The sequence below is a fragment of the Nostoc sp. DSM 114167 genome (genome assembly GCF_052692655.1).
The window spans coordinates 4290877-4317580 of the sequence record NZ_CP195116.1 but is presented as its reverse complement, the minus strand read 5'-3'; the positions used below and the strand labels follow the sequence as shown (position 1 = coordinate 4317580).

The 26704-nt window shown below is 42.2% G+C and carries 25 protein-coding genes and 1 tRNA gene; 11 read left to right on the top strand and 15 right to left on the bottom strand.

The features are described 5' to 3' along the window. Positions 1-96 precede the first annotated feature (96 nt). On the bottom strand, positions 97-1623 hold the full coding sequence (locus NSTC731_RS18490; protein ID WP_445632122.1) for a site-2 protease family protein: 1527 nt from the start codon (positions 1621-1623) through the stop codon (positions 97-99). Between the two features lie 194 nt (positions 1624-1817). Between NSTC731_RS18490 and NSTC731_RS18485 the strand changes: the two genes are divergently transcribed. Beyond that, on the top strand, positions 1818-2549 hold the full coding sequence (locus tag NSTC731_RS18485; protein ID WP_445626222.1) for an MBL fold metallo-hydrolase: 732 nt from the start codon (positions 1818-1820) through the stop codon (positions 2547-2549). Positions 2550-2870: 321 nt separating this feature from the next. On the opposite strand, the gene dnaG is transcribed toward NSTC731_RS18485, so the two are convergent. Further along, entirely contained in the window at positions 2871-4850 is a 1980-nt protein-coding gene (gene dnaG / locus NSTC731_RS18480; protein WP_445626221.1) for a DNA primase, read from the bottom strand. 304 nt (positions 4851-5154) lie between these two features. Here dnaG and tftA point away from each other — a divergent pair, with 304 nt between their 5' ends. Continuing rightward, positions 5155-6507: a hormogonium tapered terminus morphoprotein TftA gene (gene tftA / locus NSTC731_RS18475; RefSeq protein ID WP_445626220.1), complete on the top strand. Its 1353-nt coding sequence runs from the start codon at positions 5155-5157 to the stop codon at positions 6505-6507. A gap of 104 nt (positions 6508-6611) precedes the next feature. Here tftA and NSTC731_RS18470 read toward each other — a convergent pair whose 3' ends face one another. The 3 genes from NSTC731_RS18470 to NSTC731_RS18460 form a co-directional block, all read right to left on the bottom strand. Further along, positions 6612-7712 carry an LLM class flavin-dependent oxidoreductase gene (locus NSTC731_RS18470; protein WP_445626219.1) on the bottom strand — a complete coding sequence of 367 codons (1101 nt, stop codon included), beginning with the start codon at positions 7710-7712 and terminating at the stop codon, positions 6612-6614. Between the two features lie 163 nt (positions 7713-7875). Continuing rightward, positions 7876-8655: a class II aldolase/adducin family protein gene (locus NSTC731_RS18465; protein ID WP_445626218.1), complete on the bottom strand. Its 780-nt coding sequence runs from the start codon at positions 8653-8655 to the stop codon at positions 7876-7878. Between the two features lie 443 nt (positions 8656-9098). Continuing rightward, entirely contained in the window at positions 9099-9488 is a 390-nt protein-coding gene (locus NSTC731_RS18460; protein ID WP_445632121.1) for a putative molybdenum carrier protein, read from the bottom strand. Between NSTC731_RS18460 and NSTC731_RS18455 the strand changes: the two genes are divergently transcribed. After that, positions 9428-9700: a hypothetical protein gene (locus NSTC731_RS18455; RefSeq protein WP_445632267.1), complete on the top strand. Its 273-nt coding sequence runs from the start codon at positions 9428-9430 to the stop codon at positions 9698-9700. The two genes, NSTC731_RS18460 and NSTC731_RS18455, sit on opposite strands and share 61 nt — an antisense overlap. Here the strand turns inward: NSTC731_RS18455 and NSTC731_RS18450 are convergent. The 3 genes from NSTC731_RS18450 to NSTC731_RS18440 form a co-directional block, all read right to left on the bottom strand. After that, positions 9674-11518, bottom strand: a complete 1845-nt coding sequence (locus NSTC731_RS18450; protein ID WP_445626217.1) for a tetratricopeptide repeat protein — start codon at positions 11516-11518, stop codon at positions 9674-9676. The two genes, NSTC731_RS18455 and NSTC731_RS18450, sit on opposite strands and share 27 nt — an antisense overlap. Positions 11519-11642: 124 nt before the next feature. Next, the gene (locus NSTC731_RS18445) at positions 11643-12413 is read right to left on the bottom strand and encodes a WecB/TagA/CpsF family glycosyltransferase (RefSeq protein WP_445626216.1); all 771 of its coding nucleotides are present in this window, start codon (positions 12411-12413) and stop codon (positions 11643-11645) included. A gap of 222 nt (positions 12414-12635) precedes the next feature. Then, the gene (locus NSTC731_RS18440; RefSeq protein WP_445626215.1) at positions 12636-13703 is read right to left on the bottom strand and encodes a glycosyltransferase family 4 protein; all 1068 of its coding nucleotides are present in this window, start codon (positions 13701-13703) and stop codon (positions 12636-12638) included. Positions 13704-14046: 343 nt separating this feature from the next. Here NSTC731_RS18440 and NSTC731_RS18435 point away from each other — a divergent pair, with 343 nt between their 5' ends. After that, positions 14047-15549 carry an acyl--CoA ligase gene (locus tag NSTC731_RS18435; protein WP_445626214.1) on the top strand — a complete coding sequence of 501 codons (1503 nt, stop codon included), beginning with the start codon at positions 14047-14049 and terminating at the stop codon, positions 15547-15549. 268 nt (positions 15550-15817) lie between these two features. Here NSTC731_RS18435 and NSTC731_RS18430 read toward each other — a convergent pair whose 3' ends face one another. Together NSTC731_RS18430 and NSTC731_RS18425 are read right to left on the bottom strand one after the other, a co-directional pair. After that, positions 15818-16456: a HesA/MoeB/ThiF family protein gene (locus NSTC731_RS18430; RefSeq protein WP_445626213.1), complete on the bottom strand. Its 639-nt coding sequence runs from the start codon at positions 16454-16456 to the stop codon at positions 15818-15820. Between the two features lie 19 nt (positions 16457-16475). After that, positions 16476-17309: a hypothetical protein gene (locus NSTC731_RS18425; protein WP_445632120.1), complete on the bottom strand. Its 834-nt coding sequence runs from the start codon at positions 17307-17309 to the stop codon at positions 16476-16478. Between the two features lie 100 nt (positions 17310-17409). On the opposite strand from NSTC731_RS18425, the gene NSTC731_RS18420 reads away from it, so the two are divergent. The 4 genes from NSTC731_RS18420 (at position 17410) to NSTC731_RS18405 (ending at position 19345) form a co-directional block, all read left to right on the top strand. After that, a complete protein-coding gene (locus NSTC731_RS18420; protein WP_445626212.1) occupies positions 17410-17790 on the top strand; it encodes a hypothetical protein in 381 nt (126 codons plus the stop codon). A 486-nt stretch (positions 17791-18276) separates the two neighbouring features. Then, positions 18277-18585: a hypothetical protein gene (locus tag NSTC731_RS18415; RefSeq protein ID WP_445626211.1), complete on the top strand. Its 309-nt coding sequence runs from the start codon at positions 18277-18279 to the stop codon at positions 18583-18585. Beyond that, entirely contained in the window at positions 18585-18803 is a 219-nt protein-coding gene (locus NSTC731_RS18410; RefSeq protein WP_445626210.1) for a hypothetical protein, read from the top strand. Before NSTC731_RS18415 ends, NSTC731_RS18410 begins: the two co-directional genes overlap by 1 nt. Then, positions 18800-19345, top strand: coding sequence for a hypothetical protein (locus tag NSTC731_RS18405; protein WP_445626209.1), 546 nt, complete (start codon positions 18800-18802; stop codon positions 19343-19345). Before NSTC731_RS18410 ends, NSTC731_RS18405 begins: the two co-directional genes overlap by 4 nt. Before the next feature lie 64 nt (positions 19346-19409). Here NSTC731_RS18405 and NSTC731_RS18400 read toward each other — a convergent pair whose 3' ends face one another. The 5 genes from NSTC731_RS18400 to NSTC731_RS18380 form a co-directional block, all read right to left on the bottom strand. Beyond that, positions 19410-20843 (bottom strand): vWA domain-containing protein, encoded by a 1434-nt coding sequence (locus NSTC731_RS18400; RefSeq protein WP_445626208.1) that lies wholly within the window; start codon positions 20841-20843, stop codon positions 19410-19412. Between the two features lie 275 nt (positions 20844-21118). Beyond that, complete coding sequence (locus NSTC731_RS18395; protein ID WP_445626207.1) at positions 21119-21298, bottom strand: hypothetical protein; 180 nt, start codon at positions 21296-21298, stop codon at positions 21119-21121. A 113-nt stretch (positions 21299-21411) separates the two neighbouring features. Further along, positions 21412-21480 (bottom strand) — tRNA-Ser (locus tag NSTC731_RS18390). Positions 21481-21512: 32 nt separating this feature from the next. Continuing rightward, positions 21513-22241, bottom strand: coding sequence for a hypothetical protein (locus NSTC731_RS18385; protein WP_445626206.1), 729 nt, complete (start codon positions 22239-22241; stop codon positions 21513-21515). A gap of 437 nt (positions 22242-22678) precedes the next feature. Next, positions 22679-22879: a hypothetical protein gene (locus NSTC731_RS18380; protein WP_445626205.1), complete on the bottom strand. Its 201-nt coding sequence runs from the start codon at positions 22877-22879 to the stop codon at positions 22679-22681. Between the two features lie 94 nt (positions 22880-22973). Here NSTC731_RS18380 and NSTC731_RS18375 point away from each other — a divergent pair, with 94 nt between their 5' ends. The 3 genes from NSTC731_RS18375 to NSTC731_RS18365 all read left to right on the top strand — a co-directional run bounded on the left by NSTC731_RS18375 (position 22974) and on the right by NSTC731_RS18365 (position 26703). Further along, complete coding sequence (locus NSTC731_RS18375) at positions 22974-23114, top strand: hypothetical protein (RefSeq protein ID WP_180277454.1); 141 nt, start codon at positions 22974-22976, stop codon at positions 23112-23114. A gap of 517 nt (positions 23115-23631) precedes the next feature. Beyond that, positions 23632-25302 (top strand): alpha-amylase family protein, encoded by a 1671-nt coding sequence (locus tag NSTC731_RS18370; RefSeq protein WP_445626204.1) that lies wholly within the window; start codon positions 23632-23634, stop codon positions 25300-25302. A 501-nt stretch (positions 25303-25803) separates the two neighbouring features. Then, on the top strand, positions 25804-26703 hold the full coding sequence (locus NSTC731_RS18365) for an IS982 family transposase (protein ID WP_445626203.1): 900 nt from the start codon (positions 25804-25806) through the stop codon (positions 26701-26703). Position 26704: the final 1 nt, after the last annotated feature.

Sequence of the window (26704 nt, the reverse complement as noted above, 5' to 3'; positions counted from 1 at the left end):
TACAGCCAATTTCAGGGGAAGTAAAGTACACAACGGTTCGCCTCAAATCCAGGTATCAAGCCTGTTTTACTTCAGAATTCTGACTCCTGAATCTTTTTAAATTTGCAAAAAGTTAGCGATCGCCTGCGGTAATGGCAGAATAATTACAATCAACAAAGCCATTGCCAGTAACCCCCAAACGTCACGTTTGTTATCCAATTCAGTGACATCATTCAGTGCAGGTTCATCAATCAACGGCATAAACAATAAGATAATCGCCCACACCAAAAATTCTTCTCGAACTAAAGAAAGTAATAGCAACAACACGCGAGCAATTTGACCAATGACGATCGCAGTTCGTTGTCCAAACATCGCATGGATAATGTGACCTCCATCTAATTGTCCCACAGGCATTAAATTTAACGCTGTGACAACTAGTCCTAAAAAACCTGCTACTGCAACTGGATGCAAATCGAGGGCTGATTTTGCCGTTAACTGACTTCCCAAAGCTAACTTCGAGAGTATAGCCAGTAAAATTGAATACTTGGGATTGAGAGCATCAGGATTTAAAAGTCGGGTTTTTTCAGTCAGGGAAACTATATCAGAATGAGCCAAACCCCATATTAGTAGTGGTAAGGTGACAACAAAACCTGCAATTGGCCCAGCGATACTAATATCAAATAAAGCTTTGCGGTTGGGAATAGGACTACGCATCTGAATAAATGCGCCAAAAGTTCCCAAAAAGAAAGGTACGGGAATAAAGTAAGGCAATGTCGAGCGAATCTTGTAAAATTTAGCTGTTAAATAATGCCCAAGTTCGTGAGTGCCCAAAATAGCCATCAGTCCTAAAGCATAAGGCAATCCCTTGAATAGGACATCTGGGTTAGATAGAAGTTTGAACAAAGATCCAATTTGCCAGATAGGCGGCAGAGTCACACCAGCATTTTGCACTCCCACCAAGGTAGTAGTGATCAAAGTAGCTACTAGCAGCATCAGCGCTAATCCTGGTCGAGTTAATCGTTCTTGGTTGCGTCGTGGTGTATCTGTCTGTTTAGCAGCAGCTTGAGTATTGGGAACAAGGACAAAGAAAGGTTTGCCATTAAAGCCTTCTTGAAAAATCAGCAAGAAGCGATCGCCAAATTGTGCTTCAATATTAGTTTTAATCTGCTGGTAAGCGTTGCTGGCTTTAGTTCGCAACTGACCCCGGCAAATCACAGATTGGGGTCGATACTCAATATTTTGAATGTAATATACAGACCAAGGAAAACAATTTCGTAGTTGGGTTTCTTCTGTTGGTTCAATGGGACGCACTATTGGTTCTGGGGTAGGCTGGATAGTCGGTTGTGATTCTGAGGCTGGGGTTTGGGCTTCGTCAGTCTGTGTATCTCTTGGTACTTGACGCCCCCATTGAAACAACACCCAGTACAAGACTGTGCAGAAAAATACCGACCAGAGGATCAGCTCTGGCGGTGGAGGTTGTTTCGCTCCGTAGATTAGCGTCCATCCACTCAACAGAAATGCTGGTGTCATTAAAACCAGCCACAACAACCATACTGGTGTGCGGGTAATGAGAGCAACGCTGCGCTGCACCATTAGATAAGTAGCAAGCCCCAGCAGGAGGATAAACAGAAACCAAAATGCCATGTTCTCTTCAGTAATTTTGACAAAACGCCCCACCAGTAGCTTCAGCACCATAGCATTAACTACAAGGCAGACCTCAAATCTCAATTTTTTTTCACAACGGTTAACAGTGCTGGTTAACGCTCAAGTTGCAATTCTTGAGAATTTCCGCACTGTCATCAAATTGTCCACAACTCCTCAGTTTCGGTTCTTTGATTATGTGCCCTTTACCTCAACAGCCAAGTCATACAACTAAGCCACCACGGGCTGTCTTCCCTAACGAAGTATTCAGCGGAGGTTCTCTGCAATCGGACTTCGCACAAGAGAGCATTTTTGCCTTTCCACCCAATCGGGACACATTAGGGGGAACCTCTTATTTTATTGTAAGAAATGAAGGCAATATCCTCATAGATTGCCCTGCACTAGAAAAAACAAATCAAGATTTTTTAGCAGCGTATGGAGGCGTGCGTTGGTTATTTCTCACCCATCGCGGTGCTATTGGCAAGACTGCTGAATTTCAGCAAGTTTTTGGCTGCGAAGTGTTGATTCAAGAGCAAGAAGCGTATTTATTACCAGGCTTAACCGTAACTACTTTTAGACAAGAATTTACTCTTGATGCAGCTACGCAAGTGATTTGGACACCAGGGCATTCTCCCGGCTCATCTTGTCTCTACTACAGCGAACTTGGGGGTATATTATTTTCTGGTCGCCATTTACTCCCTAATCAGCACGGTCAAGCAGTACCATTACGGACAGCTAAAACCTTTCACTGGCCAAGGCAAATTCAGAGCATTCGATTATTGTTAGAACGTTTTACACCAGAAACTCTCCAGTATATTTGTCCTGGAGCTAATACAGGCTTTCTTAGAGGTAAGCGAGTTATAGATCGAGCTTATCAACACCTCGCCTCTCTGGATTTACCAGGTTTGCTGGGGATGCAACCATTTTAGAGGTCAATACGGTTCAGATAAGCATTTTGAACTCAAAATAGGGTTTGGGGAAAAGGGAAATGGGTAAGGGTTAAAGGTTTTTTATTCCCCTTTACCCTTTCCCCTTTAACCGAACCGTATTGCTTTAGAGGTAGCTTGACAAGAGGCAGAAGCCACTTTAAATATATTTCCAGCCTAGAGGCTGGGAACAAGACTACACAAGCCTTTGGGCTTTTCTTAGTGCCATTCACCTTTACCTTTTAACCTTTTCCCGACAATGCCAAGAAGTCTACTGAACTATCTTGAGGTCTATCAAGATTTAGGTGGAGCGTGAGTGCAAGCCTACAAAAGCTCTGTGATGGAAAATAACCGTTGTCGGTCTATTTGTTGAAGCTTGATTTTTTCAGCGTAAAAAGCTTGATAATAATATTCATAGCGCTCTGGTTCCGCTTCTGGATCGGTTTGTTGCCATAGTTCCAAAAAGTGACGATAGCGTTTTTCAAGCATTACTAAATCCATACAAGCGATCGCAGCTTGAACTACTTGCCCAGTCCGCAGTATTTCTTTTTGGTTTTTTTCATCCACATGAAATAAATGAGAAATTAACCCGATCTCGCTGTCAAATTCTAAGAACCGATCTTGCAGGCGGGAAATTAAATTTGGTAAAGACGCAAAGTTTTTTGTCTCTTCATCATCGGATGAAATTTCTAAAATCTGTTGCCATAAAAATCGGTGGTGGGAAAGACTAAATTGCAAATCTCGCTTCTCTAGTTCGTCAACAATCATTTGACGCTGTTCGGGACAATGCAAGTAAATTCGTAGTAATAATGCCTCTGCGTGTTCTAAAAGGCTGCGTTCTGTGGGGAGTGAGGAGTTGGGACTTGTACTGAGCGTAGCCGAAGTAATGGACAGTGGGGATTTGCCACCTCCCCATGCTTTCTTCGCTAACACAGGCTTAGAATATGTAGCCGCAACCGGAGCAATTTGAGTTAACAGATTTTCGACTCTTAGGGGTATAAGTCTGGTATCTCCTAAACTGAGTATTTCTGCACAGTAAGAAACGTAATAGTTGCGTGTATCGCTGTTAGCGATATTTTTAAGTAATTTGACTATTTGCTGAGTTACTTGCTGAAAATCAGTAGCCTGTTTTAAATCACGATTTTGAATAATTTGCTGAATCTGCCAGTCTAGCCAAAGTGGCGCATTTTTTAGCAGTTCTCCATAATCTTCTGGAGTGTGACTATGCAAATATTCATCAGCATCTTTGCCATCGGGTAAATTGAGAATTTTTAGCTGAACTTCGCCCTTGTATGCTAGTTCGGCAATTTCACCAATCGCTCGTTCTGCGGCATTGATTCCAGCTTTATCAGCATCAAAGTTGAGTACTAATTGTTTCGATTCGGTGTAGCGTAATATTAACCGGACTTGTTCTAAGCTTAAAGCAGTACCGAGTGAGGCAACGGCATTATTAATACCAGCAGCATGGAGAGCGATCGCATCAAAATATCCCTCTACCACCACCGCTTGATCGAGTTTAGAAATCCCATCTTTGGCTCGATCGAGGGCGAATAAGGTTTTACCTTTACTAAAAAGTTCGGTTTCGGGTGAATTCAAATATTTAGGCTGCTCATCAGTCAAAGTTCTCCCACCAAAGGCAATAACGCGCCCTTGGACATCACGGATGGGAATCATCAAGCGATCGCGAAATACATCATAATACCCACCACCTTCCCGGCGTGGCTTAATCAATCCTGCTTTTTCCAGTATTTGCACTGGGTAATGTTTATCATCCACTAAATAACGATAAAGAGTTTCCCAACCTGCGGGGGCATAACCTAAACCAAATTGCTGTATAGTTTCTTCTTTGAGTTGGCGGTTAGATTGCAAATATTGAAGTGCTTTTTGTCCTTGGGATTGTCTCAAGGCGTGTTGATAAAACTGTGCTGAAGAAGCGAGAACTTCATATAACTGCTCGCGCAAAGATAGCTGACGCTGTAATTCTTGGCGTTGTTCGGGTTCTAGGGTTTGTACAGGTACTTGGTAACGCCTTGCTAAATCTAGCACCACATCAGCAAAAGAACGCTTTCCCAACTCCATGACAAACTTAATGGCATTTCCCCCAGCTTGACAGCCAAAGCAATAGTACATTTGCTTGGTTTGACTAACGGTGAAACTAGGAGATTTCTCATCATGGAAAGGGCACAAACCGACAAAATCCTTTCCTCGTTTGCGTAAAACTACGTATTCCGAGACGACATCTACAATATCAGCCCGTAGTTTAACTTCCTCAATTGTGTCTGGGTGCAAGCGGGGGATTTGCATATATTAGTCGTTAGTCATTGGTCATTGGTCATTGGTCGTTAGACCTCTTGCAAAAGTTACTTTTGCAAGAGGTGGGAAAAGGGGAAAGGTCAAAGGGGAAAGGTTTTTTTATTCCTTTTCCCTTTCCCCCTTACCCTTTTCCCTACAAATGCCAAGAAGTCTATTAGTCATTGGGCATTAACTTTGAAAAAAGGACAAAGGACAAAGGACAAATGACTTCTGATAGCTATTATATTCTTGTTGCTAGACCAAGAATGATGTATAGAATTGCTTAGACTTAATTTTATCAGAGGAAATACTGAAAATGGGGCGTATTTTTATATCAGCGGCTCATGGAGGCAAAGAAGCGGGAGGAATAGATCGGGGTGCGATCGCAGGTGGTACAACTGAAGCAAAAGAAATGATTTTGCTGCGGGATTTGATTGTTACGGAACTGAGGGCGCGGAGTTTGGAAATTTTAGCGGTTCCTGATGACTTGAGCGCCGCCCAAACTATCACCTGGATCAATTCCCGCGGCCGCCGGGGTGATGTCGCCCTAGAAATTGCAGCTAATGCGGCTAACAGTCCTTCTGTGCGTGGGGCTAGCGTTTTCTACATTGCTAATAATAGCGATCGCAAGAGTAATGCCGAACAATTGCTGGTGGGGTTATTACGCCGCGTACCCCAATTACCGAATCGGGGAGTCAAGCCAGATACAGATAGTGGATTGGGTAGTTTAGCATTCTGTCGTCAGACAACCCTGCCAGCTTTGGTGATGCAAGTGGGGTTTCTCAGCAATCCAGAGGATCGGGCTTTGCTGCAAACTCGTCGCCGCGACTTTGCTTTAGGAATTGTCGATGGATTGGTGACTTGGAGTCGTGTAATTGACCCCACTCCCGGAACTCCAGCTGAAGCAAATTATCCACCGATTAATATTAATATTAATGGACAAAGTTACACCGAGCAAGGAATTTTAGTTAATGGGAATGCTTACATCCCCATTGATTTAGTAGACCTTCTCCGAATTGACCTTTCAAAAGCGGCTAATGTCAATCGCATTACCTATCACAAAATAGTTTATGTCAAAGCAATCGAACTGCGAGATTTTAATGTTGCAGTTAATTGGGATGCGGCGACACGTACTGTTAGCTTGCGCTCGAATTTGGTGGTTTGCCCTGGTCAATTTTCGCGGGTAATGTCGAACGGTAATACTTCCGAAGTCCAGTTACAATTATTCCTGAGAAATAATAATGAAAATGCGATAACAAAGTTTCCTGATATCCCCAAACTTTATCGAGAAGAAGCAGGTATAGAAGGAGTGAACTATGATATTGCCTTTTGCCAAATGTGTGTAGAAACGGGATTTTTACGGTTTGGTGGTGATATTAAACCTGAGCAAAATAACTTTGCAGGCTTAGGTGCGATCGGTGGCGGTTCGGAGGCTGCGTCTTTCCCAAGTGCGAGAATTGGAGTTAGGGCGCACGTTCAACATTTGAAAGCTTACGCTAGTTTAGAACCTTTGGTACAGGAAGTAGTAGATCCCAGGTTTCGTTTTGTCACACGCGGGATTGCGCCATTAATCGATCAGCTATCAGGGCGATGGTCAGCAGATTTAGATTATGGTACAAAGATTTCAGCAATGCTCAAACGATTATATGAATCAGCAGGACTTCTTTGAGTATTGAGTAATTTATTCCAAGTAGGTTAGCGTCAAAATTTGTAGTTGGAATCAAGCAAGAAGCAAGAGGGCTTTAGCCTAATTTATCTTTGTTGACCGGGGTATTAACTTTTTATTCCAACTGTTTGCCGTTCTCGTCGTGCGACTTCTGCACGTACTAAAGGTATAACATCACGCCCATAAGCGATCGCATCCTCTAAAGGATCAAAGCCCCGAATCAATAAGGTAGTCACACCTGCATCGTAATAATCAACCAAAGCCTCTGCTACTTGTTCTGGTGTACCTACTAGAGCAGTAGTGTTACCTGCCGCACCAGTAGCTGCGGCGATCGGTGTCCATAAACGCTTATCATAAATCTCATTTTTGGCGGCAAAATCTAGCAGACGTTGCGATCCTACCGCCTGCGGTCTAGCTGGGGCAGCTAATTTTGCGCCTCCTCGCAACTCTTGAATTCGTGCTAAAATATTATGTGCTTTCTCCCAAGCCTCTTGTTCTGTAGCACCAAGAATCGGTCGCAGAGAAACACTGAAGCGAATGGAGCGATCGGGTGGTAAGGCAGCACGTACCTCTGCAATTCGTTCTTTAACTGCGGCAATTGGCTCACCCCACAAAGCATAGACATTACTGTGTTTGGCTCCTACCTGTACGGCTGGGCGAGATGCACCACCAAAGTAAAGCGGGATATAGGGCTTTTGCAGCGGCTTGATCGCAGAGAAAGCATCCTTGATGCGGTAAAATTCACCTTCGTAATCAAAGGGAGTGTCGCTTGTCCAGACGCGACGAACAATTTCTAAATATTCATCGGTGCGACGGTAACGGCTGTCATGATCTAGCCAGTCACCATCTTTTTGTTGGTCAACATCACTACCACCAGTAATAATATGTATTGCAATCCGACCGTTGGTAAAATGGTCAAGGGTAGCTGCCTTGCGAGCTGCCAGAGTTGGTGCGACAAAACCCGGACGATGAGCAATTAAAAAGCCCAATCGTTCGGTTGCTGAAGCAGCAAAACTTGCAACAGTCAAACCATCAGGGCTACTAGAACTATAGCCAATCAATACTTTGTCAAAGCCTCCTTCTTCATGAGCTTTGGCAAATTCACGAACATAAGCTGGATCGATGATGTCATCGCCCAGACCACCTGATGCACTATTTAATTCCGAAGTCCGTTTTGTCCGAATCAATCCAATAAATTCAATGGGCATAATTAATTCTCCTAAAAATGTTGGCGAGCAGGGGAGACAAGGGGGACAAGGGGGACAAGGGGGACAAGGGGACAAAGGAATTATTCAACAACTCTCTCGCTTATCTCCCCCCTCTTCCTTGTCTACCTTGTCTCTTCTCAATGCCCAATGCCCCATTCCCTAATCAATCAAACAAATCTGGTTGGTCGTGGGTAATTTCATCCCATAAATACTGGAATCCACCCCAGCCTGCTTGGTGAGTACCACCGCGTTGTTGGATCTTTAAGGCGATGTCGTGGTCAATCAGGATGGGTTTTCCTACGGCTTCTGCTAGCAATTGCGCTTTAGCAGTATCCTCTAACCTGATGTACCACCAAGCTGCTTCATCCACACTATGCCCTACGGTCAATATTCCGTGGTTGCGTAAAATCGCAGCTTTGCTCTTGCCTAGTGCCTGAGCAATGCGTTTTCCTTCGCTTGTCTCTAAAACAATGCCTGTAAAATCATCAAATAGAGCATGATCTTGGTAAAAAGCACAGGAATCTTGGGTAATCGGATCGAGCAACCTACCCAAAGATGACCAAGTTTTACCATAGAAAGAATGGGCATGAGCCGCTGCAATGACATCGGGGCGGGCTTCGTGGATTTGAGAGTGAATGGCAAATGCTGCTTGACTAACTTTGCCTTCACCTTGGACTACCTGACCTTCACTATTCACTAATATCAGGTCTGATACCCGAATGCGACTGAAGTGTATCCCAAAGGGATTTACCCAAAAATGATCGGTAAGTTCGGGATCGCGGGCAGTGATGTGTCCTGCCAATCCTTGAGCAAAACCCAAACGCGCAAATACCCGAAAGGCTGCTGCCAAGCGTTCTTGACGATGGCGACGCTCTGATTCAATAGAAACGAAGGTCGGTGGTTGAAAGGGATTGCTGGGGCGGACGAGAGAAGTTTGCACCATAATTTTCAACTCCTACGTATGGATTAAGTAGACCTATGCTGCATCACTGCTGCTGAAAGCCTCAAGGTTTATCGATAAACACTGCTTCACCATTAAATTAGCGATCGCAATAAAGGATTATGGCTCGGTGGGCGATGCCTACGGCGGTAAACTACGCAGTTTTTATCGCTGTAAATACGTATTATTTCATTTAATTCAGTATAAAATATTATAAATAATTTTTGGCTGATAGCCATGAATACCTTACTATTTACGGTTTTTAAACTACCTAGTGAAAACAAATTTCTTAACTAGAGTAATGATACTATCAAGTAAACTACGGCAAGTCAATCGACTTAAAGTATTTAAATTACAATGAAGCTATCACAATTCATTTAAATAAGCAAGCTCAATATGGATTTATGCTAAAAAAATATACCGGGGAAAGTTTTATCTCTTTCTTTTTACGACTCCAAGAGCTGCTTAAGAACATATCGGGCACGGTTATAAATAACACCCGGTTGTGAGCTTTCTCGTGGACCAGCAACATTCAAAATGCGAATGTTGTGCTTCTGAATCCAACTCCAGAAAGGAGCAGCGTCATTTCCACTGAACGACAGCGCGTTAATAATCAGGACGGGGCGATCGTACTTATGCGCTAGGTCAGCCGTAAACTTTGTTCCTCCTTCAAGCGATCCATACGCTAGGACGAGCGTCCCATCTGAATCTCGAACGTTCCACTCGGTACGTAACGCATAGTCTGTACTCGTCGTCTCTTGAAGTGGGTATACAGGTGGTATCTTTCCATCCTCTGCAAGCCGCCCTTTTGGACACCAGCCACGAACCGGTAACAAAAGTGATAAAGCTGTATCGAGCGCAGCCCTATCAACTCCTGTTTGACCTCCGGTTACAACCCAAAGCCGTTGATGAGACGATATTGACTCTCGCTTCTTTGATGATGTGGCGGTCGGAAGTGCGATCGCATTTGTTGCTTTTCTTCTCAAACTTGAAAACAATTAAGTCTGAATCCTTATTTTTTTTACATATCTTGCTGATATTCTTCTAACAATTGCGGAATGTGATCGTACCCATCTACACCGATAATCGCAATAATTTTCGGGCGATGTTGCTGTAAGAACATTTGGAAAGCTTCTGCCCCGATTTGTCCTTGTAAAATTGTCAGTAAACCTGCTGGTTGACGCCACTCATTAGAAGCAATTTGCTCTAAAAGATACATTCCCAAAGAACCTGTGTAAACAGTTTTTTCGGAATTTTGCAGATGATAATAAGCTTCTGCTAAATAAGCTAAGTTCCGCCCTTGGAGATACAAATCACCGGAAACTTGCGCTGTTTTAAAACCATCTTCCAGATACTTAATTGCCGTTTGGTATTCTCCGATTACTAGATAGGCAATTCCTAAGCTACTGACACATAAAGCTTTACTTTGAAGATCGCCTAATTTTTCTGATAATTTTAAACCTTGTTCCAAATAATTAATTGCGGCTTCATATATTTCGGGTTCTAGGTTTTCCAATTCCTGAGCTTGCATGACTTCGCTGTAACCTAAATTTACCAGCGCGTTTGCCTCTCCTGTCCTATCGCCTGCTTGCCGACTCAGTATTAATGCTCGTTGACTGTAGTTAATTGCCTCAGCGTAATTTTGCTGTTGTACGTAGGTACGGCTGAGGTGGTTGAGATTGGCAATTTCACAGGTGCGATCGCCTGCATTTCTGGCTATCTCTAGCGCTTGCTGATGAAAATCAATGGAGCGCTGGTATTGTCCCAAAGCACGCTGAGAATAACCTAAAAGTGTCAAAATCCGCGCTTTTTCCTGGGTTCCCTCGCCTCGTCGCAGTGGTTCATCTAAATAATCTAGGGCATCTCGTAAATAAGTGCCAGTAAAAGAGGCAAAAATCCCGCCGTAAAAGGGAAAATACGGACGCTGGGCGAAGGTTCGCAAAATCTGGAGCATGATTTGAGAACAGGCATCGCTGTATATTGTCCCAATGCTCCTAAAACCACTTGCTAACTGACTCCAAATCACCGCAAAGGTCAAAAAAGTGGAAATGGATAACTTTGGCCCAGCCTTAATATCGTAAGCTTGTTGGTCAAACCAGCTAATTAGTCCCCGTTGCAAGAACTGTAAAATTAATGCCATTTCCACCCAATCTCTGAGGGTGATACCACGCTGTCGTTCGGCAAACTCAATTGCGGATTCTTCCCTAGCTAAGGTGCGAAGGAGTGCTTGGGGTAATTCACTATTGAGTTGTTTCGCCCAACTTGCCCAAGGGCCGCGTTCTCCCGGTACACCGCCAAACCCCAGAGATTCTTTTTGCTCGTACATCCAACTGAGCAAGTTGTCTTGCAATCGCTGCCAAGAAGCTAAACCACGGGTAATCCCTTCGGAAAATTGTTGTAAATCAGCATCTGCCTGAGCAAATTGCAGTAATGCTTTGGACAACTGCTGTAACTGTTGTAAATTTAGCGGATACTTCTGATTCGGGTCAGTAACTCGGATAAATGTCGCTAGACGCTCGGCAGCGCTGGCTCTGGTGATTTCTGTAACTGCGGAGGCGATCGCTTCTGTTGCTTTGTTTTGCTCTTGCCAGCGTTGCCATTGATTTTGAATCGTCTTAACAGCTCTCAAAGAGCGAGTCGCCTTGGCTTTCTTGAGTTCGTCTTTTTCGCTATCTACTTGACTTTGGAGGGAATTCAGGCGATCGCTCAAAGCTAGCTCAAACACTTCCCCTGTACCGGAAGTAATTCCTTTAAGCAGCATTTGATACACCTGTTCTACAGAGCTAATTTTGCCCTTGAGGGTGGTTTCGACAATTTCATCGATTAAGGCAAGATAGCGATCGCTTAATGGCAGAGAGTCTGGCACTTTGGCTACTAGAAGAATGTCACATCAATTCTAATTCTAGTCTTGGCAGCAGAGGTAGGGGAAACAATTTGCCTCTTTTGGGCAGTCATGGTTATAACAAATGCGAAATTTAGAAAAAATTTATTTAGCGATTTGTTATCATTCCTTGAGCGATTCGCTGTTTAACTAAGCGATAAAAAAATAATGGAATGCCTACAAGATAACGGTCTGCTAGACGAGTAGGTTCAGTAATTAAGCGTGTTAACCACTCCAGACCATTATCAGTCAGCCAACGCGGGCCGCGATATATAGAGTCAGTATAAAAATCTAGACAAGCACCCAAAGGTAAAAATACAGTAGTTTCAATTTTATTGAAGTTATCTAAAATCCAGCGTTCCTGTAATGGCATACCAAAACCAATATATAAAATATCTGGTTGGAATTTATTAATTTTTTCTATTACCAAATCATTCTCTTTTCCTGATTTATCAAAATAACCATGATGTCCCTGTACGCGTAAATTAGGCGCAATCGATCCTAACTTAGTAATTGCCTTATCTACTACGCCAGGTTTTCCAGCTAACAAAAATAAAGAAATGTTTTCTCGATCGCACTTTAATGCTAAATCTTCTATGTAATCTGGTGCTGTCATTCGATGTGCAGATTGCATTGAATAACCATTGAATCTAGCTCCTACCATTACACCAAATCCGTCACAAAATACTAAATCAGCCTTATTCAAAAAATCTCGATACCAAGACTTTTCATAAGCGAAATTCATTGCTCTGATATTCACATGTCCTACAACTGTCTTTTTTTTATTTTTTGCTGCTTCTATTAAATAATCAACTAATTCTTGTACTTTAACTTTATGGAATCTTGTATCAAACAATTTAACTTCCGGAAAAGTTTTCATTTCTGCACTCCTTTACTTATTAGTCAGTATACCAAGTTTAGAAGAATTAAAACAACAAAATAATAATCCCTTTATCGCTACCTTAAACTTTCCTAATTTTAAATTAAATCTCTACTTGGTAACACCTATCATCTTTGCATACAGAATAAATTACGTCGTTTTTGAATTTGGTGTTTAATACATAGGGCAAGTAACTTAAACCTACTTTCATCAAGATGGTTATCAATTGATAACTGCTGTATAAATCTCTCTTAAAGATGTAAGATATTTGTTAATGTCCAAGTGCTTGACTCTGACTCGGGCATTATTTCCCAAAGATATTCTCAGATTTTCGTCTGCAATTAAAGATTGCATTGCCTCTGACAATTGTTGAATATCCCCCGGATTAACTAATAAACCATTCTGATTTTGAGTAACTATTTCGGGTATTCCTCCTACTGCGGTAGTGATAACTGCCAAACCCCAACTCATTGCTTCTAATAGTGCCATAGGCAGACCTTCGTTGTAGGAAGGTAACACAAAGACATCAGCCTTAGTGAAAAGATCGTCACGTTTTTCTCGATCTACCCAATCAAGAATAGTGATATAGTCAGTAAGATTTAAAGTTGGGAGCAAACTACGAGCTTTTTCTACATCTCCATCCCCCGCTATAACTAACTTGGCTTGGCTTTGTTGAGCAACAGGCATAGCAGCAAATGCTTTAATTAAATCAAAAGTGCCTTTGCGCTCACCAATGCGCCCTAAAAATAAGAAAAATATCTGTTTGGAATCTATTCGCTGTGGAATTTGTGCGGGAATTTTTACTGGGTTAGGCAGAACAATAACTTGCTCAGATTTCAAGCCAAGATTCTCAATATAGAATTTTTTCCAGCTATCTGATAAAACAATGAAACGCGTACATTTACAAAACGACCAACTTAGCCACTGCTTAAGCCATTGGGGTAGTTTAGAGTAAAACAAATGAAAATCAGCACTATGAGTATGAATAATTACTGGTTTTTGAAATAGCCAACCAATAAGAGTAGTAATTGAATGACGAAAAGCGCTACCTCTATCTGAAACATGGATGTGAATTAGGTCAGTTCTTTGGTTTAATAAGTTCCAAAATAACTCACCTATTGCCTGCAAAAAAACTAACACTTTATAGACAGTAGAACCATTTGGTAAAGTCGTAATGTGTTCAATTTGAATATCAGAGGTAGTTTCTTCAAGAATCAGCTTTTCCACTGAAACTATTCCGCCTTGGCGCTCTAAGCTTTCGCCCAACATAGTAATTTTTATGAAACTCATAATTGCTATTAAATTAATATGTTTTGGAAATTGAGTACACGGCTATTTATATAAACTATTGAACAAATTTATTCTAGTTATATCCAAAGGAATACTCCCAAGGCATCTTGAGAATTAATGCTAATAACTTTATCTGCTTGAGCGCAGATCCTTAAATTTATTTAATGTACACTTTTATGATTTTACAGGATGATCTCCATAACAAAATTCTGTCAGAGAAATTGTTATGAAGGTATTTAAAACATTGTTGTTAATAACAGCATTCTAGCACTGTCTCATAACTAAAAGCTAAGTAACAATTTTTTGTTTAAGCTAAATCATATATTTACAGGTCGGAAAAACAATGAATTTATTTGAGCTTTTAGTAGGGGAAGACAATCATCCAGCCTTAGTTACCCCTGAAGGGCGATCGCTAACCTATAAGCAATTACGCGAGAATGTTATTGAACTGGTATCTCAACTCAACAGCTTTGGATTGAAACGGGGAGAACGTATTGCCATTGCCATGACTAACGGTTCACCAATGGCGATTACCTTTTTGGCTGCTGCTTTATGTGGCACTGCTGCACCCTTAAATCCCAAATACAAACAAGAAGAATTTGCCTTTTACTACCAAGATACCCAAGCAAAGGCACTGATTACGTTGTCTGAAGGCACAGAAGCAGCCATTGCTAGTGTCACACCTGATATGGCGCTGATTAATGCCAAGGTAAACACTGACGGCACATTAAGCTTTGAATTAGTCAAAACAGGTTCAGAACCAGCAGAATCCGCGAATCCCACAGCCCCCAACGCTGATGATATAGCGATGATTCTCCACACTAGTGGTACTACCAGTCGTCCCAAGCGTGTGCCGATTCGTCATCGCAACTTAATCGCTTCAGCCGGCAACCTGATTAGTGCTTACTCACTCACAGCAGCTGATACTACACTTTGTCTAATGCCCTTGTTCCATGTTCACGGATTGGTGGGCTGTTTGCTGGCAACTCTGGCATCGGGTGGTACATTAGTTTGTCCCAATGGTTTTAATGCCTTGGAGTTTTGGAAGTTGGTAGATACCTACAAACCCACTTGGTACTCCGCAGCGCCAACCATGCACCAGACAATTTTGGCGCGCGCTAGCCGTAATACAGAAATTGTCAAAGCTAACCGTTTTCGTTTCATTCGCTCTAGTAGCGCTTCTTTGCCGCCGATTATCATTGAACAGCTAGAGGCAACTCTGAATGCTCCTGTGGTGGAATCTTACAGCATGACTGAAGCATCTCACTTAATGACTACCAATCCCCTACCGCCAAAAGTCAGGAAACCAGGTACTGTCGGTTATGGCTTCGGTGTAGAAGTGGGTATTATGGACTCTGAAGGCAACCTTTTATCTAAAGGAAGCTTGGGGGAAGTGGCGATCAAAGCACCCAATGTTATAGATGGCTACGAAAACAATCCAGAAGCTAACGCCACTGCTTTTGTGAATAGTTGGTTCCGTACAGGGGATCAAGGTACTGTGGATGTAGACGGCTACCTCCGCTTGACTGGACGGATTAAAGAATTGATTAATCGGGGTGGGGAAAAAATTTCTCCTTTAGAAGTGGATGATGTCTTGCTACGCCATCCTGCCGTCGCCGAAGCCTTAGCTTTTGCCGTCCCCCACAAATCTTTAGGAGAAGATATCCACGCGGCTGTGGTTCTGAAAGCAGAAGCTAGCGAAAAAGAACTTTTAGCTCACTGTGCAACTATGCTGGCAGACTTCAAAGTTCCCAAGCAAATTCACATTTTAGATCGACTACCTCGTGGTGCTACCGGTAAACTGCAACGGTTAACGATGGCGAAATTGCTGAATATAGGGGAGTAGGGAGATAACGGAATGTTAGAAATAGCGCGGTGTTAGCAGTGGGAAAGAGTTTGAGAGCGATCGCTACTTATACTAATTCAATTTTGCGACACATCTTTGGGTAAAGACGCGATGAATCGCGTCTCTACAAATGATCTATTTGTCTTTTTTCAAATTGGTGTTATTCTACTTCCCCAACACCCCTCTCCACCTGAAACCGAATTTTCAACCATCAACGTTCGCGCAGCGTCTCCAAGAGTTGCGTTAAAATCACAAACGGCTACGCAATCTATAAAAACAGAGGTTGAACAGTCAGATCCTTCTGGGTAATACTGAAGTTACGCTGTTCTGCTGTGGCAACGAATGAAACGATCGCTTCACACGTCACAGCAACGGTTAACATCACCAGGTTTCGTGCTAATGGATAATCACAGACATCATCATTCACATCGGAAGGAACGCGATAAACGTCATTCCAAATCACCTCTGCATAATCTGCTGATAGTCCAGCATGAAGACAAGGTATGCTTAATTGGTCAGCATAATCTTTCACTGCTTGACGTGCCACGCTATTGTCAAAGACATCGATAATTAGCTGGCTGTCTTGAAGTAATTGATTTGTATTTGCTAGTGTCAACTCCTTTGTTTTGGCATCAACTTTAGTACCAATTGCTCGATATAAATTGTTCGCCAAGATTTTCGCCTTGAACGCTCCCACATCAGAACGGTAATAAGGCTGAGTTGAAAGATTACGCTCCTCAATGCGATCGCGATCTATTACTGTAAGTTTATCAAAACCAGACCGAGCTAAGTTTTCTGCAATGTTAGCTCCTAATGCTCCAGCGCCACAGATGGTTACAGGATAGTTTTTCAGCTTTGCCATCACAGCATTAGTGCGGTAAAGCTGTTCGTGAAAAAAGATACTCATAATAATTCGTAATTCGTAATTAATACTCTTGTTGTTCCATCACACCTACTAAGGATTGCAAGTCAAAATCGCTATCGCGTCCACTTAGGCAAATACCAGAACTAACAACAGTCAAATCAGTTTTTGCGATCGCACTACTATGGCGAACACCATCAGCAGTTGTCCAATCGACTGTCCAGTAGTCGCTGCGATCGTGGAATTGATTTAAGGTACCGCCACCCATTTGCAACGCCTTTCTCAATCGCTTTTCATCCTGTTGGGGTTGAGTAAATCCCTCAATACGCCGAGTTGCTAATTCATACACTGTGCGGAGTTCTGGAGTAATGCCTTTAAACTGTAATTCCTCAACTGGAATGATTTGCTTAACGGTAGATTGCAGTGTTTCAACAATTACCGGATCGGTACGGCGATCTACTTCCTCGAACCAGCAAGACTGTCCATTCCATCGGGCAATGATTTGCTCAAAGGTAACGCCCTCGGTAACTAAGTGGACTGCGATCGGTTTAACTACCTTCAACCGTTGACGCATATCTACTTCATTAACCGGGTATGCTAACCAAGTTTGTCCCCGCAGTTGGTGTGCTAACCGCAGTCGTATTTGGGGAAAGTGTTGCAGGTATTCCGCAATTTGGGGTAAGTCTGCTTCTTCTACAACCGTTGCTGTTTTCTCATCCACAGGCTGAAAGATGCCCCAACCTTCAAATTTACTAGGCTTTGGCGTGAAGGTGTAGACCATCCCGGCTACCCGTGTGCGAACTCGTCCACCTTTGACACAGGGTGCAAGGAATTGGGTTGTAGACAATTGTGCTTCTGCGATCGCAATTTGGTTGATTAGCTTACGGATGTCAGTCATCATTATCTCTATTTACGCATAATTACTCAAGATATTCTCGGCATCAAAGTATATAAAAAAACATAATTGTCAGACAATAAACCCAAAAAATAGAAAAATAATGACTACCCAAATACAACAAATATCAGAGTCCCGAAAAAAGTTAGCATCTGCTTACCGTGCAGTTTACGCAATTGGAGTTTTGAGTATTTTTCTAAGCATAATATTCTTTGTTGCTGGTAGTCGATTGCCCGATTATCTAATATTGGTTTTTTGTTCTTTATTTATTGGTTTACTCTATTTAGTTCTAGGTTTTTTTGTACAACGTAAATCAAAAATTGCACTAGGTATTGCAGTAGGATTGATGTCGCTAAATGTGTTAACTGGCATTTTTAATATGATTCAAACTGGTAAACCGTTTAGCTTGATTGTTCCCATGATATTTTTAGGTCAGACTATAGGAGGATTTAAAGCTATAGAAGTATTAAAGTCAAAAAATTGAAGTTAATTTTAATTTTGTTAATCAATAGCCTCCTACTTAGAAAGTAGTAAGATTCCTGCGTGCAAGTTGGTGGAGCATTGCGTGTTCTCAGTTACTAGAGGGACTCCGCTGGTGAGTTGTTACACACTCTTTTAAGGATGGCTACTTTTAAGCCTACCTCCCAGGTTCTTCGCACTCCCCGTTCACACACGCCCACTGCATTTGGCAGTGTTACCTTTCCTCTCGTACTAGTATGTAGGCTCCAAGAGTTGGGGCACGCAGGATATTAATATAATACAATATACTACATTAATTTGGAAGAGATGAAAAGAGGGATTTTGGAATAAAGCGATCGCTGCCACTTCATACACCTTGTTCGTGTCGCTTATCAGTATTGCTTTGTTGCGTTAAAGTTAAAAATAATCTAATATTACTGATATTTTCAGATAATTTATGGGAATTCTAAGGTTAAGGTAAGTTTCTTTTTATCAACTGAGGAGCCATAAGATGATCGCTCTTGTCGTGGGATGGTTTCAGCAAAAATTCTTTAAACAAGTAGAGAAAATAACACCCAGTAAGGAAGGATATAAGTTTGAGCATGATGAACTAAAACGACTAATGAAGAGATTGCGTAATTTTGAAACGGTTGAATTTAGAGATTTATCTGGTTCTTTGCTCAGTCCTGAAACAATTGATCAACGCTTTGGTCAAGATGGTGGAATTGATTGTGTGATTCGCATTGTTACTCCTACAGAAGCAGGCGCACGGAATGTCGCTGGACGCATCAGAAATATCCTTATTAAGGGAGACTACTGATGGCTACCTATGACATTAATTTGGAATTCAAACATCGTCGTTTAACTCGCCCAATTCTTGACGCGCTTGTAGGGACTCATGTGCGTGAAGGTGGGGATGAACTAATTGTTCGTTGCCTTAGTGCAACAAAAACCGTATATGAGGCTGTTGAGAAATATAAAGCCAAAAAAATCAGGATAACTATAGTTGCTAGAGACTCTACTCCATACGAATCATGAGTTACCACCTAATTTTTGCATTAAATCTAGAACAGCAAGGTTCTCAAATCTTCTATAATCCGGAAGCGTTTGTAGGTAATCCAGTTGTCATATCAGTTCCAGAAGTTAAAAAGCTAATTGATTATTTGATTCCAAAGCTAAAGCTAGTTGCTGTTGTTGAGAAAGAAGCAGCTAAAATAACTTCAAAAGGTAAAAAACCTAGTACTGATAAAACTAAAATATCTGAGAGCAATTTAGATTCTGAGCAAGATAAAAGTCAAACTAATATATTCTTGAGAGAAGTGACTGCTGAAGCCTATGTAGGTAAGGTTAAGGATTTAGATAAAATTTATCTTGAAGAATTATGTACCGGAATTGCTACATACCTTACAAACAACGTTTCTAAAATTTCTGCCGAAACTCTTCTATCAATGGAAATTAATCCTATCTTCTCGGGACTGAGGGAAATTATTGATTTGCGAAACTATCTACTGAATTTCGTTAAAAATCCTAATGATAAGAAGAAATATCGAGAAGGTTACATCTACATCATGAATGTCTAAAATTTGTAGAATTTTCAGCAAACACTGCTCATTCATATTGAATGAGCAGTGTTTTATTGTAACCCTATTTATCCTCTCGCACAGGCAACGGTATATCCAAAATCTCCATCAGCAAATCCAGGCGAGAGGGGCGCGTTAGCAGTGGGACGATGTTCGGCAAACTGTAGTAGTCACCCGCGAAAGTGAACGTATCTACAGGTGCTTGCTGCTGCTTCAGTTGACTCTCCACCCAGTTGTAATGAGTACCTACACGGACAATCACCACATTGGGCATTATCGCCAATTCCCGGCAGTAATTCTTGTAGACTTCACCGAAGTAAGGAGCAGCATTTTCGCCCTCATCCGTTACTAGAATAATCTGGTCAACTACCTGCTTCTTCTTCCGCATGGCTTCCAATGCACAGCCGATGCTAGTACCACCGCCTGCTTTGATGTGCTGGAAGGCGCGTTCCCAGTCGCTCAACTCCTTGCCCTTTGCCGTAACAGCGTAAGGAATGGTGTCAAAGGCGTAAACAAACAATTCTGCTTTTGTGATACCAGAGATGAGGGCAGCGAGTTGCAAACCCGTCGCGATCGCATTTTCCATTGAACCAGACTTGTCTACCAATAAAGCAGTTGGACGAGCGATCGCACCACGCCGCTTTACCTGTTCGTTAGTCACCTTTTCCAGTTGGGCAACGGTGTCTGCGTCAAAATCTCCTGCATCTGTGGCAACCTGTGCTTTGAATGCTGAAACACGCCCACTCTTAGAAGCTGCTTCCAGCTTGGAATCAATCAGCTTCTTGACTTCTGGATGATCCATTGCACCTCTAGTCTGGAGAGACTTGAGGTTGTTGATCGCTTCTTGAGGAGTCATGCTGTTGATTAACGCCACCAAGACAACTGGAGTAAGTTGCTTGATAGTACCAACTGCGATCGTATAGGGAATTTTGAACTCCACAATCAGCCGTGCCTGTTCTGCGGCATTTTCTGCCTTAGCAAGCTGCTTCAGCACATTTGCTAAGGAACCCTCTGGAGGAGTATCGCCAAACAGAATCGCATTTGCCCGTTCATTTGGCTTAATGTGCAGTGAAGCATATAAGTGCTTCATTGCTTTACGACCTCGCAAAGCGGCGCGATCGAACAGAGCCGGATTGTTTTCCCGTGTCTTCAAGTAACGCCGTACCGCAGTCCGAGCCGAACGAGGTAGCTTATTTTGCTGCTGTTTCATGAAGTCCACCACACGAGCTACCTGATAGGGTGGAAACTCTTGCAGCATCATAAATCCAGCATCTCGGTGTTCAATCAAATTGCTGGTTAGTAAATGAGCTAAGAATACTTCTTTATGGTCGCGGACATCGCCATGACGCTGATACCAGACAGCTAGATGTCCGTAGAATATGGGATCGAGTTCAACAATTAACTGGTGAATTTCTGCGACTTGCTCAAGTTTGCGATGAGGAGTTGTCAGCAAACTGTTGAGCATTTCCAAACGCAGATCGCGTTCTGCGGTATTCATGGGAACCTCCTTTAGGAATTTTGGATTTTAGATTTACGATTTTGGATTGCAATCGAAAATCCAAAATCTAAAATCTAAAATTGAAGGAGGCAGATGTTGCACGCGGGGCGATATCACCGCGCAAGTTGTAGAAGCATTGAGTATAACTTTTTCAAAATTATGTAAGCTTCTGCGATCGGGGCGCGGCAACAACTGCCAGTTTTGATATGAGTATCGAAATCGTTAGTACTACTCCCTAAAAGTAGTAGCTGCGTAAACTGCCATCATATCTGCCGCTATTGCGACAGCACTTCTTGAAAGCAGCGACCAGAACCACAAAGACAAAGGTCATTGTTACCAAGCTTTTCTTCTAGTTCCTTGTCGCCATGAACAAGGCGATTGCCACGTTTAACAGCTTTTTCAGATGGGTAGCCACGACGACGTTTGCTCGATGGTTCAAAAGCAGAAATCGTCAAAATTGTCGAAATCTTCAGGCTCGATGTTGAAAGAATTAATCTTTTTCATCGTTCTCACCTCCATATTTAAATAAAATAAAGTCGCTTCGTGCAAGTCGAAAAAGCTGTTGATTCACACACGGGATTTGAACCCGTAATTGCTCGATCTCCAATCAAGTGCCTTACCATTCGGCTAGTATGTAAGCTTTTTCAGTTAGGGCACGAAGCGAAAAATTTAGATTTTAGAAAGTTGATTTAAAATAAATCGAATTTCTTTCTTGTTACACTGCTTTTTACTAACAGCGTAAATCATTCGAGCTGTATATGCCACAGAATGATGAATTGTACCTTTGACAGCATCCTTCACATAATGAATGGGTGGCGATGGCAAATCTTCAAAGGTAATTAAATACCAAATCTCGTTTAGCTTTTGGTATTGATGATAATTATCAATGATGACAATATCAGTTTGTTCTTGCTTTTGCTTTTGCTTTTGCTTTCGAGGTATTTTCTCGGCGGCACAAAGAATTCCGGTTTCAGGATGGATATAGAAGCGATCGCGATAGCTTACATCTAGCTGATTTCGATACCCTTGATAAGGCTTACGATAAAAACCACCATCAATTATTTCCACATGCCGTTCAACATAATCCCACACATGATCGATAACATGCTGTCCTGCCATTGTGTTGGGATCTAATCGTTGACACAGTTGACTATAAACCTCATTCCAAGGCTGTCCAACTTGCGATCGCAAAAACCGACGCAGAGGGCCGAGATGATCTGAAAGATACTTAGATTTATTTATTGGTTTAATCAGGTAGGGATTCAACAATCCATCCTGAATTGCATCCTGGGTGATTTTGTATAATTGCTTCTTAAAGCCAGTCACCTTTTTGAGGCTAATTCTCCTTCCACTCCGAGGACGCTCAATTACAATCTCGCTCAAACGATGTTCGCTCATATCTCACGTTCTTTAAATGCAGTTGTACTAATTGAGTTGTTATTAAACATGAGTTAGCTAACATCATTGAACTCACCTCCGTATTGAGTACAGGTTATAAATAAATACAATTCAAATAATTGAAATTCCGCACAAGTTAGCAAAGCAGTTTTCACAATTGCCTATACCAATTTGGCTACGCTCCCATCAAAGGGAGCGGCAGGAATCGAACCTGCATTCCGTTGCCGGAGTGTGTGTAGGCTTCACAAGTTAGGGCGCGGAATAAAACTATGTAATTAGAAATGAAGCAAAGGTTTATGTTTTATACTTTCTTACCTCTGCTTTAAAAGTGCTAAGTCATAAGTTCAGAGTTAAAAATTAAAAGCGATCGGTCAAAGAAACTAATTTATTCAAAACTCCTAACTCCTAACTCCTAACTCCTAACTCTTAACTCCTATCTAACCATAGACAGCTTCAGGGCGGACGATCAAATCGCCACTAGGACGGCGATCGATTACATAAGCAGAAAGGCGATCGCTATTTACATCTAAATGTCGAGCAACCCGCTCCTTCACTGCTGCATCATTCATCCCTGTTGCAATTCCCAATTGGGTTTTTGGTACGTCAACAGAACGTCCTTCAAATCGAATATGAACCATTGCAATCACCTCTTGTTTTAATTACGAATTGATATTAGTGGATCTGATCGGGATTGAACCGATACCCTCCCTGTGAGAGTTACACTCACACCTCATGCAAGTTGAAAAAGCTGTGGTTACACCGCAGGAATTGAACCTGCAACTTATCGTTTTAGAGACGATCGCTCTACCATTGAGCAAGTATGTAAGCTTTTTCTGTCAGGGCACAAGTGACATCTGGGAACTCTACCGTTAGAGCTACAGACCCAAGGAAAGCATTATTGCAATGCTTTTGAGGAGGCTTTTCTTTTATACTACATTTGTAATACACAATTTACATAATGTCAAGTGTCGGGATGGATCTGTTAAGCTGAAAGCCATGAAAAAATAAAAATTGCAGGCTGTAAAGCCATTGAGCACTGGTATAGTAGGATTCCACTTGTTACAACTACAACGGATAGCGCAGCGTAAAGCCTGCGGCATGGCAACTCTTGGAGACGCTATGCGTAGCTTGCTTCTCTGTAAGAGTACGCTTAGAGCGAGTACTCGAGCGTCGGGAATCTCCCTTCAGGTGACGCTCCTTCTCTGCGAGACCCTACGCGAACGTCGCTAACGCTACGCTAACACCAGTGACCTACGGCGGGAAACCCGCCTACAGCGCTGGATTCACCACAACGCAGTGGCTCCCCCACAAGAATCATCTTTTGATTCAGCAACGCCAGCAAATCTAACTCTATCGACAGATATTTAAGAAAAACCAAAAAAAGTATACGATGGCGAAAGCGATCGCTGTGAGTATTATGCTAAACCTCTGGTACAAAAGTGCTGTCATCTATTGCATCGATGTTGAAACGTTTATGGATGGTAACGGCGATGGCATAGGAGACTTTGAGGGACTGATCGATCGCCTAGATTATATTGCAGGCTTAGGCATTAACTGTATTTGGCTGATGCCATTTTATCCCACACCAAACCGAGATAACGGCTATGATGTTACGGATTATTACAGTGTAGATCCGCGTTTGGGAACATTAGGAGACTTTGTAGAATTTCTCCGTCAGGCAAACGATCGCGGGATGCGCGTTATTGTTGACTTAGTAATTAATCACACCTCGACTGACCATCCTTGGTTTAAAGCTGCTTGCAAAGATCCGCATTCTAAATACCGGAATTATTATATTTGGTCAAAGGAAAAACCGGCTGATGCTGAGTCAGGAATTATTTTCCCTGGCTATCAACAGAGTACTTGGACATATAATGAGGAAGCTGGAGCCTATTACTTTCACCGCTTCTTTGAGTATCAAGCAGATTTGAATATTGGTAATCCTCAAGTCCGCGAAGAATTCGACAAAATCATGGGATTTTGGCTCCAACTGGGGATTTCTGGCTTTAGAGTTGATGCAGCTCCGTTTTTAATTGAGCTAAAGGGTATTGAAAAACAGGCAGATATTAAAGACCCTTACCGTTATCTGCAACAGATGCGGAACTTTCTTTCCTGGCGACGAGGAGATGCGATCGTTCTGGCAGAAGCAAATGTCTCAATGGAGGATGTACCGAAATATTTCGACGATGGCGATAAGTTGCAGATGTTGTTTAGCTTTATCGTTAATCAGTATCTCATGCTTGCCTTGGCTCGCGAAGCAGCGGCTCCTCTTATAGAAGGATTGAAAGCACCGCCAAAGATTCCAGACATTTGTCAGTGGGCGCACTTTATCCGCAATCATGATGAATTGTCGTTAGACAAGCTCTCTAAATCGGAACAAGAAGAAATATTGACCAAATTTCATCAGAATAAAGAGCAGGTGTGGATTTACGATCGCGGTATTCGGCGTCGCTTTCCACCTTTGGTTCAAGGAGACGAGCGTCGGATTCGTTTGGCTTACAGCCTGATGTTTACTATGCCAGGAACACCAGTCCTAAAGGCGGGTGAAGAAATTGGTATGGGAGACGACTTATCGTTGGAACAACGCGACGCCAGCCGCACCCCAATGCAATGGTCAGCCGAGTCTAATGGAGGGTTCTCGACCGCTCCTAGCGATCGACTTATTCTCCCGGTAATCGAAGAAGGGGAATATGGCTACCCACACCTGAATGTCATTGCTCAAAGAAGAGATTCCAACTCACTTTTAAACTGGATGGAACGAGCAATTCGGATGCTTAAAGAATGTCCAGAGTTCGGTTGGGGAAGTTGGGAACTGATTGAGACAGATAACTCAGGAGTGTTAGCTTTACACTATCAGTGGCGCGATGGAAGGGTTGTAGCCCTTCATAATCTGGCAAAAGATGGTTGTACAGTAACTCTCAAGTTTAGCGGCGATCGCGAATCCCATTGGATTGATTTGCTTGGAGATAAACCCTATGAGCCGATCAAACATCCAGAAAGCGGCATACAACTTGAAGGCTACGGCTACCGTTGGGTGCGTGTTGGTAGGGAACGCCTTTAAATAGGGGTTATAGCGATCGCCAGATAGATTAGGACATAAAATAGGTGTGGCTCAAATAATATCAATTCAAATGCCCATTCTGTCCGGCAAGAACAGCAACCCTAGCCCTAGATATTAGCATCAAAGCTGGCATTAAAAGCACCAGCGGAACTATCGCAAAAAGATAGATGTAATACTACCCAATACGGTTCGGATAAGCATTTTTCACAATCGAGTGTGGTCTGGGGAATGGGTTTGGAGGTATTGGGTAAAGGATGTATTCAAAACCAATACCTTTTCCCTTTCCCCTTGCCCCTTATCCCTAGAGCAGGGTGGTTTCATACAAGCAGAGAAAAAATAAAACTGAGTTTCAAAGCCTCTCTCCGCTTCGGGGAGAGGTTTGGAGAGGGGTCAAAATCTATGGTTGTACATGAGAAATCAAGACTTATGTAACCTGAGTTCGGGATAAGGAAAAGGACAGGTAGTAAGCTGAAAATAACAACAAATCCAGCAACCTGTCCTATGTTTAGTTTAGATGCTTTGTTCTGTCATGTAGATGATTTCTGTAAAGCGTTTGAAGCTCAATGGCACAGAAAACTGTTAAATCATGGAGGAATAAAACGTGTAAGAGCGAAAAGCTTGTGTTTAAGTGAAATAATGACAATTATCATCGCTTTTCATCAAAATCACTACCGGAATTTCAAACATTTTTATTTGAATCAGGTGAAACAGCAGTGGAGTTCTGCGTTTCCAGGTCTTCCTTCTTATCAACGATTTATTGAATGGATACCATCAACTTTAATACCTTTATGCGTCTATCTGAAGCATTGTTTCGGACAATGTACGGGTATCGGCTTTATCGATTCAATCTGCTTGAAGGTATGTCATAATCGTCGGATTTCTCGGCATAAGGTATTTAAAGGTTTAGCCGCTCGTGGCAAGACTTCCGTGGATTGGTTTTTTGGTTTTAAGCTTCATATTGTTGTCAATGAGCTTGGTCAACTCTTAAATGTGACTCTTACTCCTGGTAATATTGATGACCGTAAACCCGTACCAGATTTACTGTGTAAGCTTTTTGGCAAAATATTTGGCGTTAGCGAAGCTTACCGAAGGTATCGCGGCTATGTTTCTGAAAAACTTGCTTCTCAGCTTTTGGAAGAGTTCGGAATCCAATTTTTCGCTAAACCCCGTCGCAATATGAAGAATAGGCTGATGCGTCTTCATGACAAACTTTTGTCCCGTAAACGCTCAATTATTGAAACGATTAATGATCAACTCAAAAACATTTCTCAGATTGAACATTCTCGACACCGAAGCCCCGTTAATTTTTGCGTTAACGTTCTTTGCGGATTAATCGCTTATTGTCATCAACCTAAGAAACCTAGCCTTCAACTGGAGTGGCTTTTACCTCCTTATCTTTAAC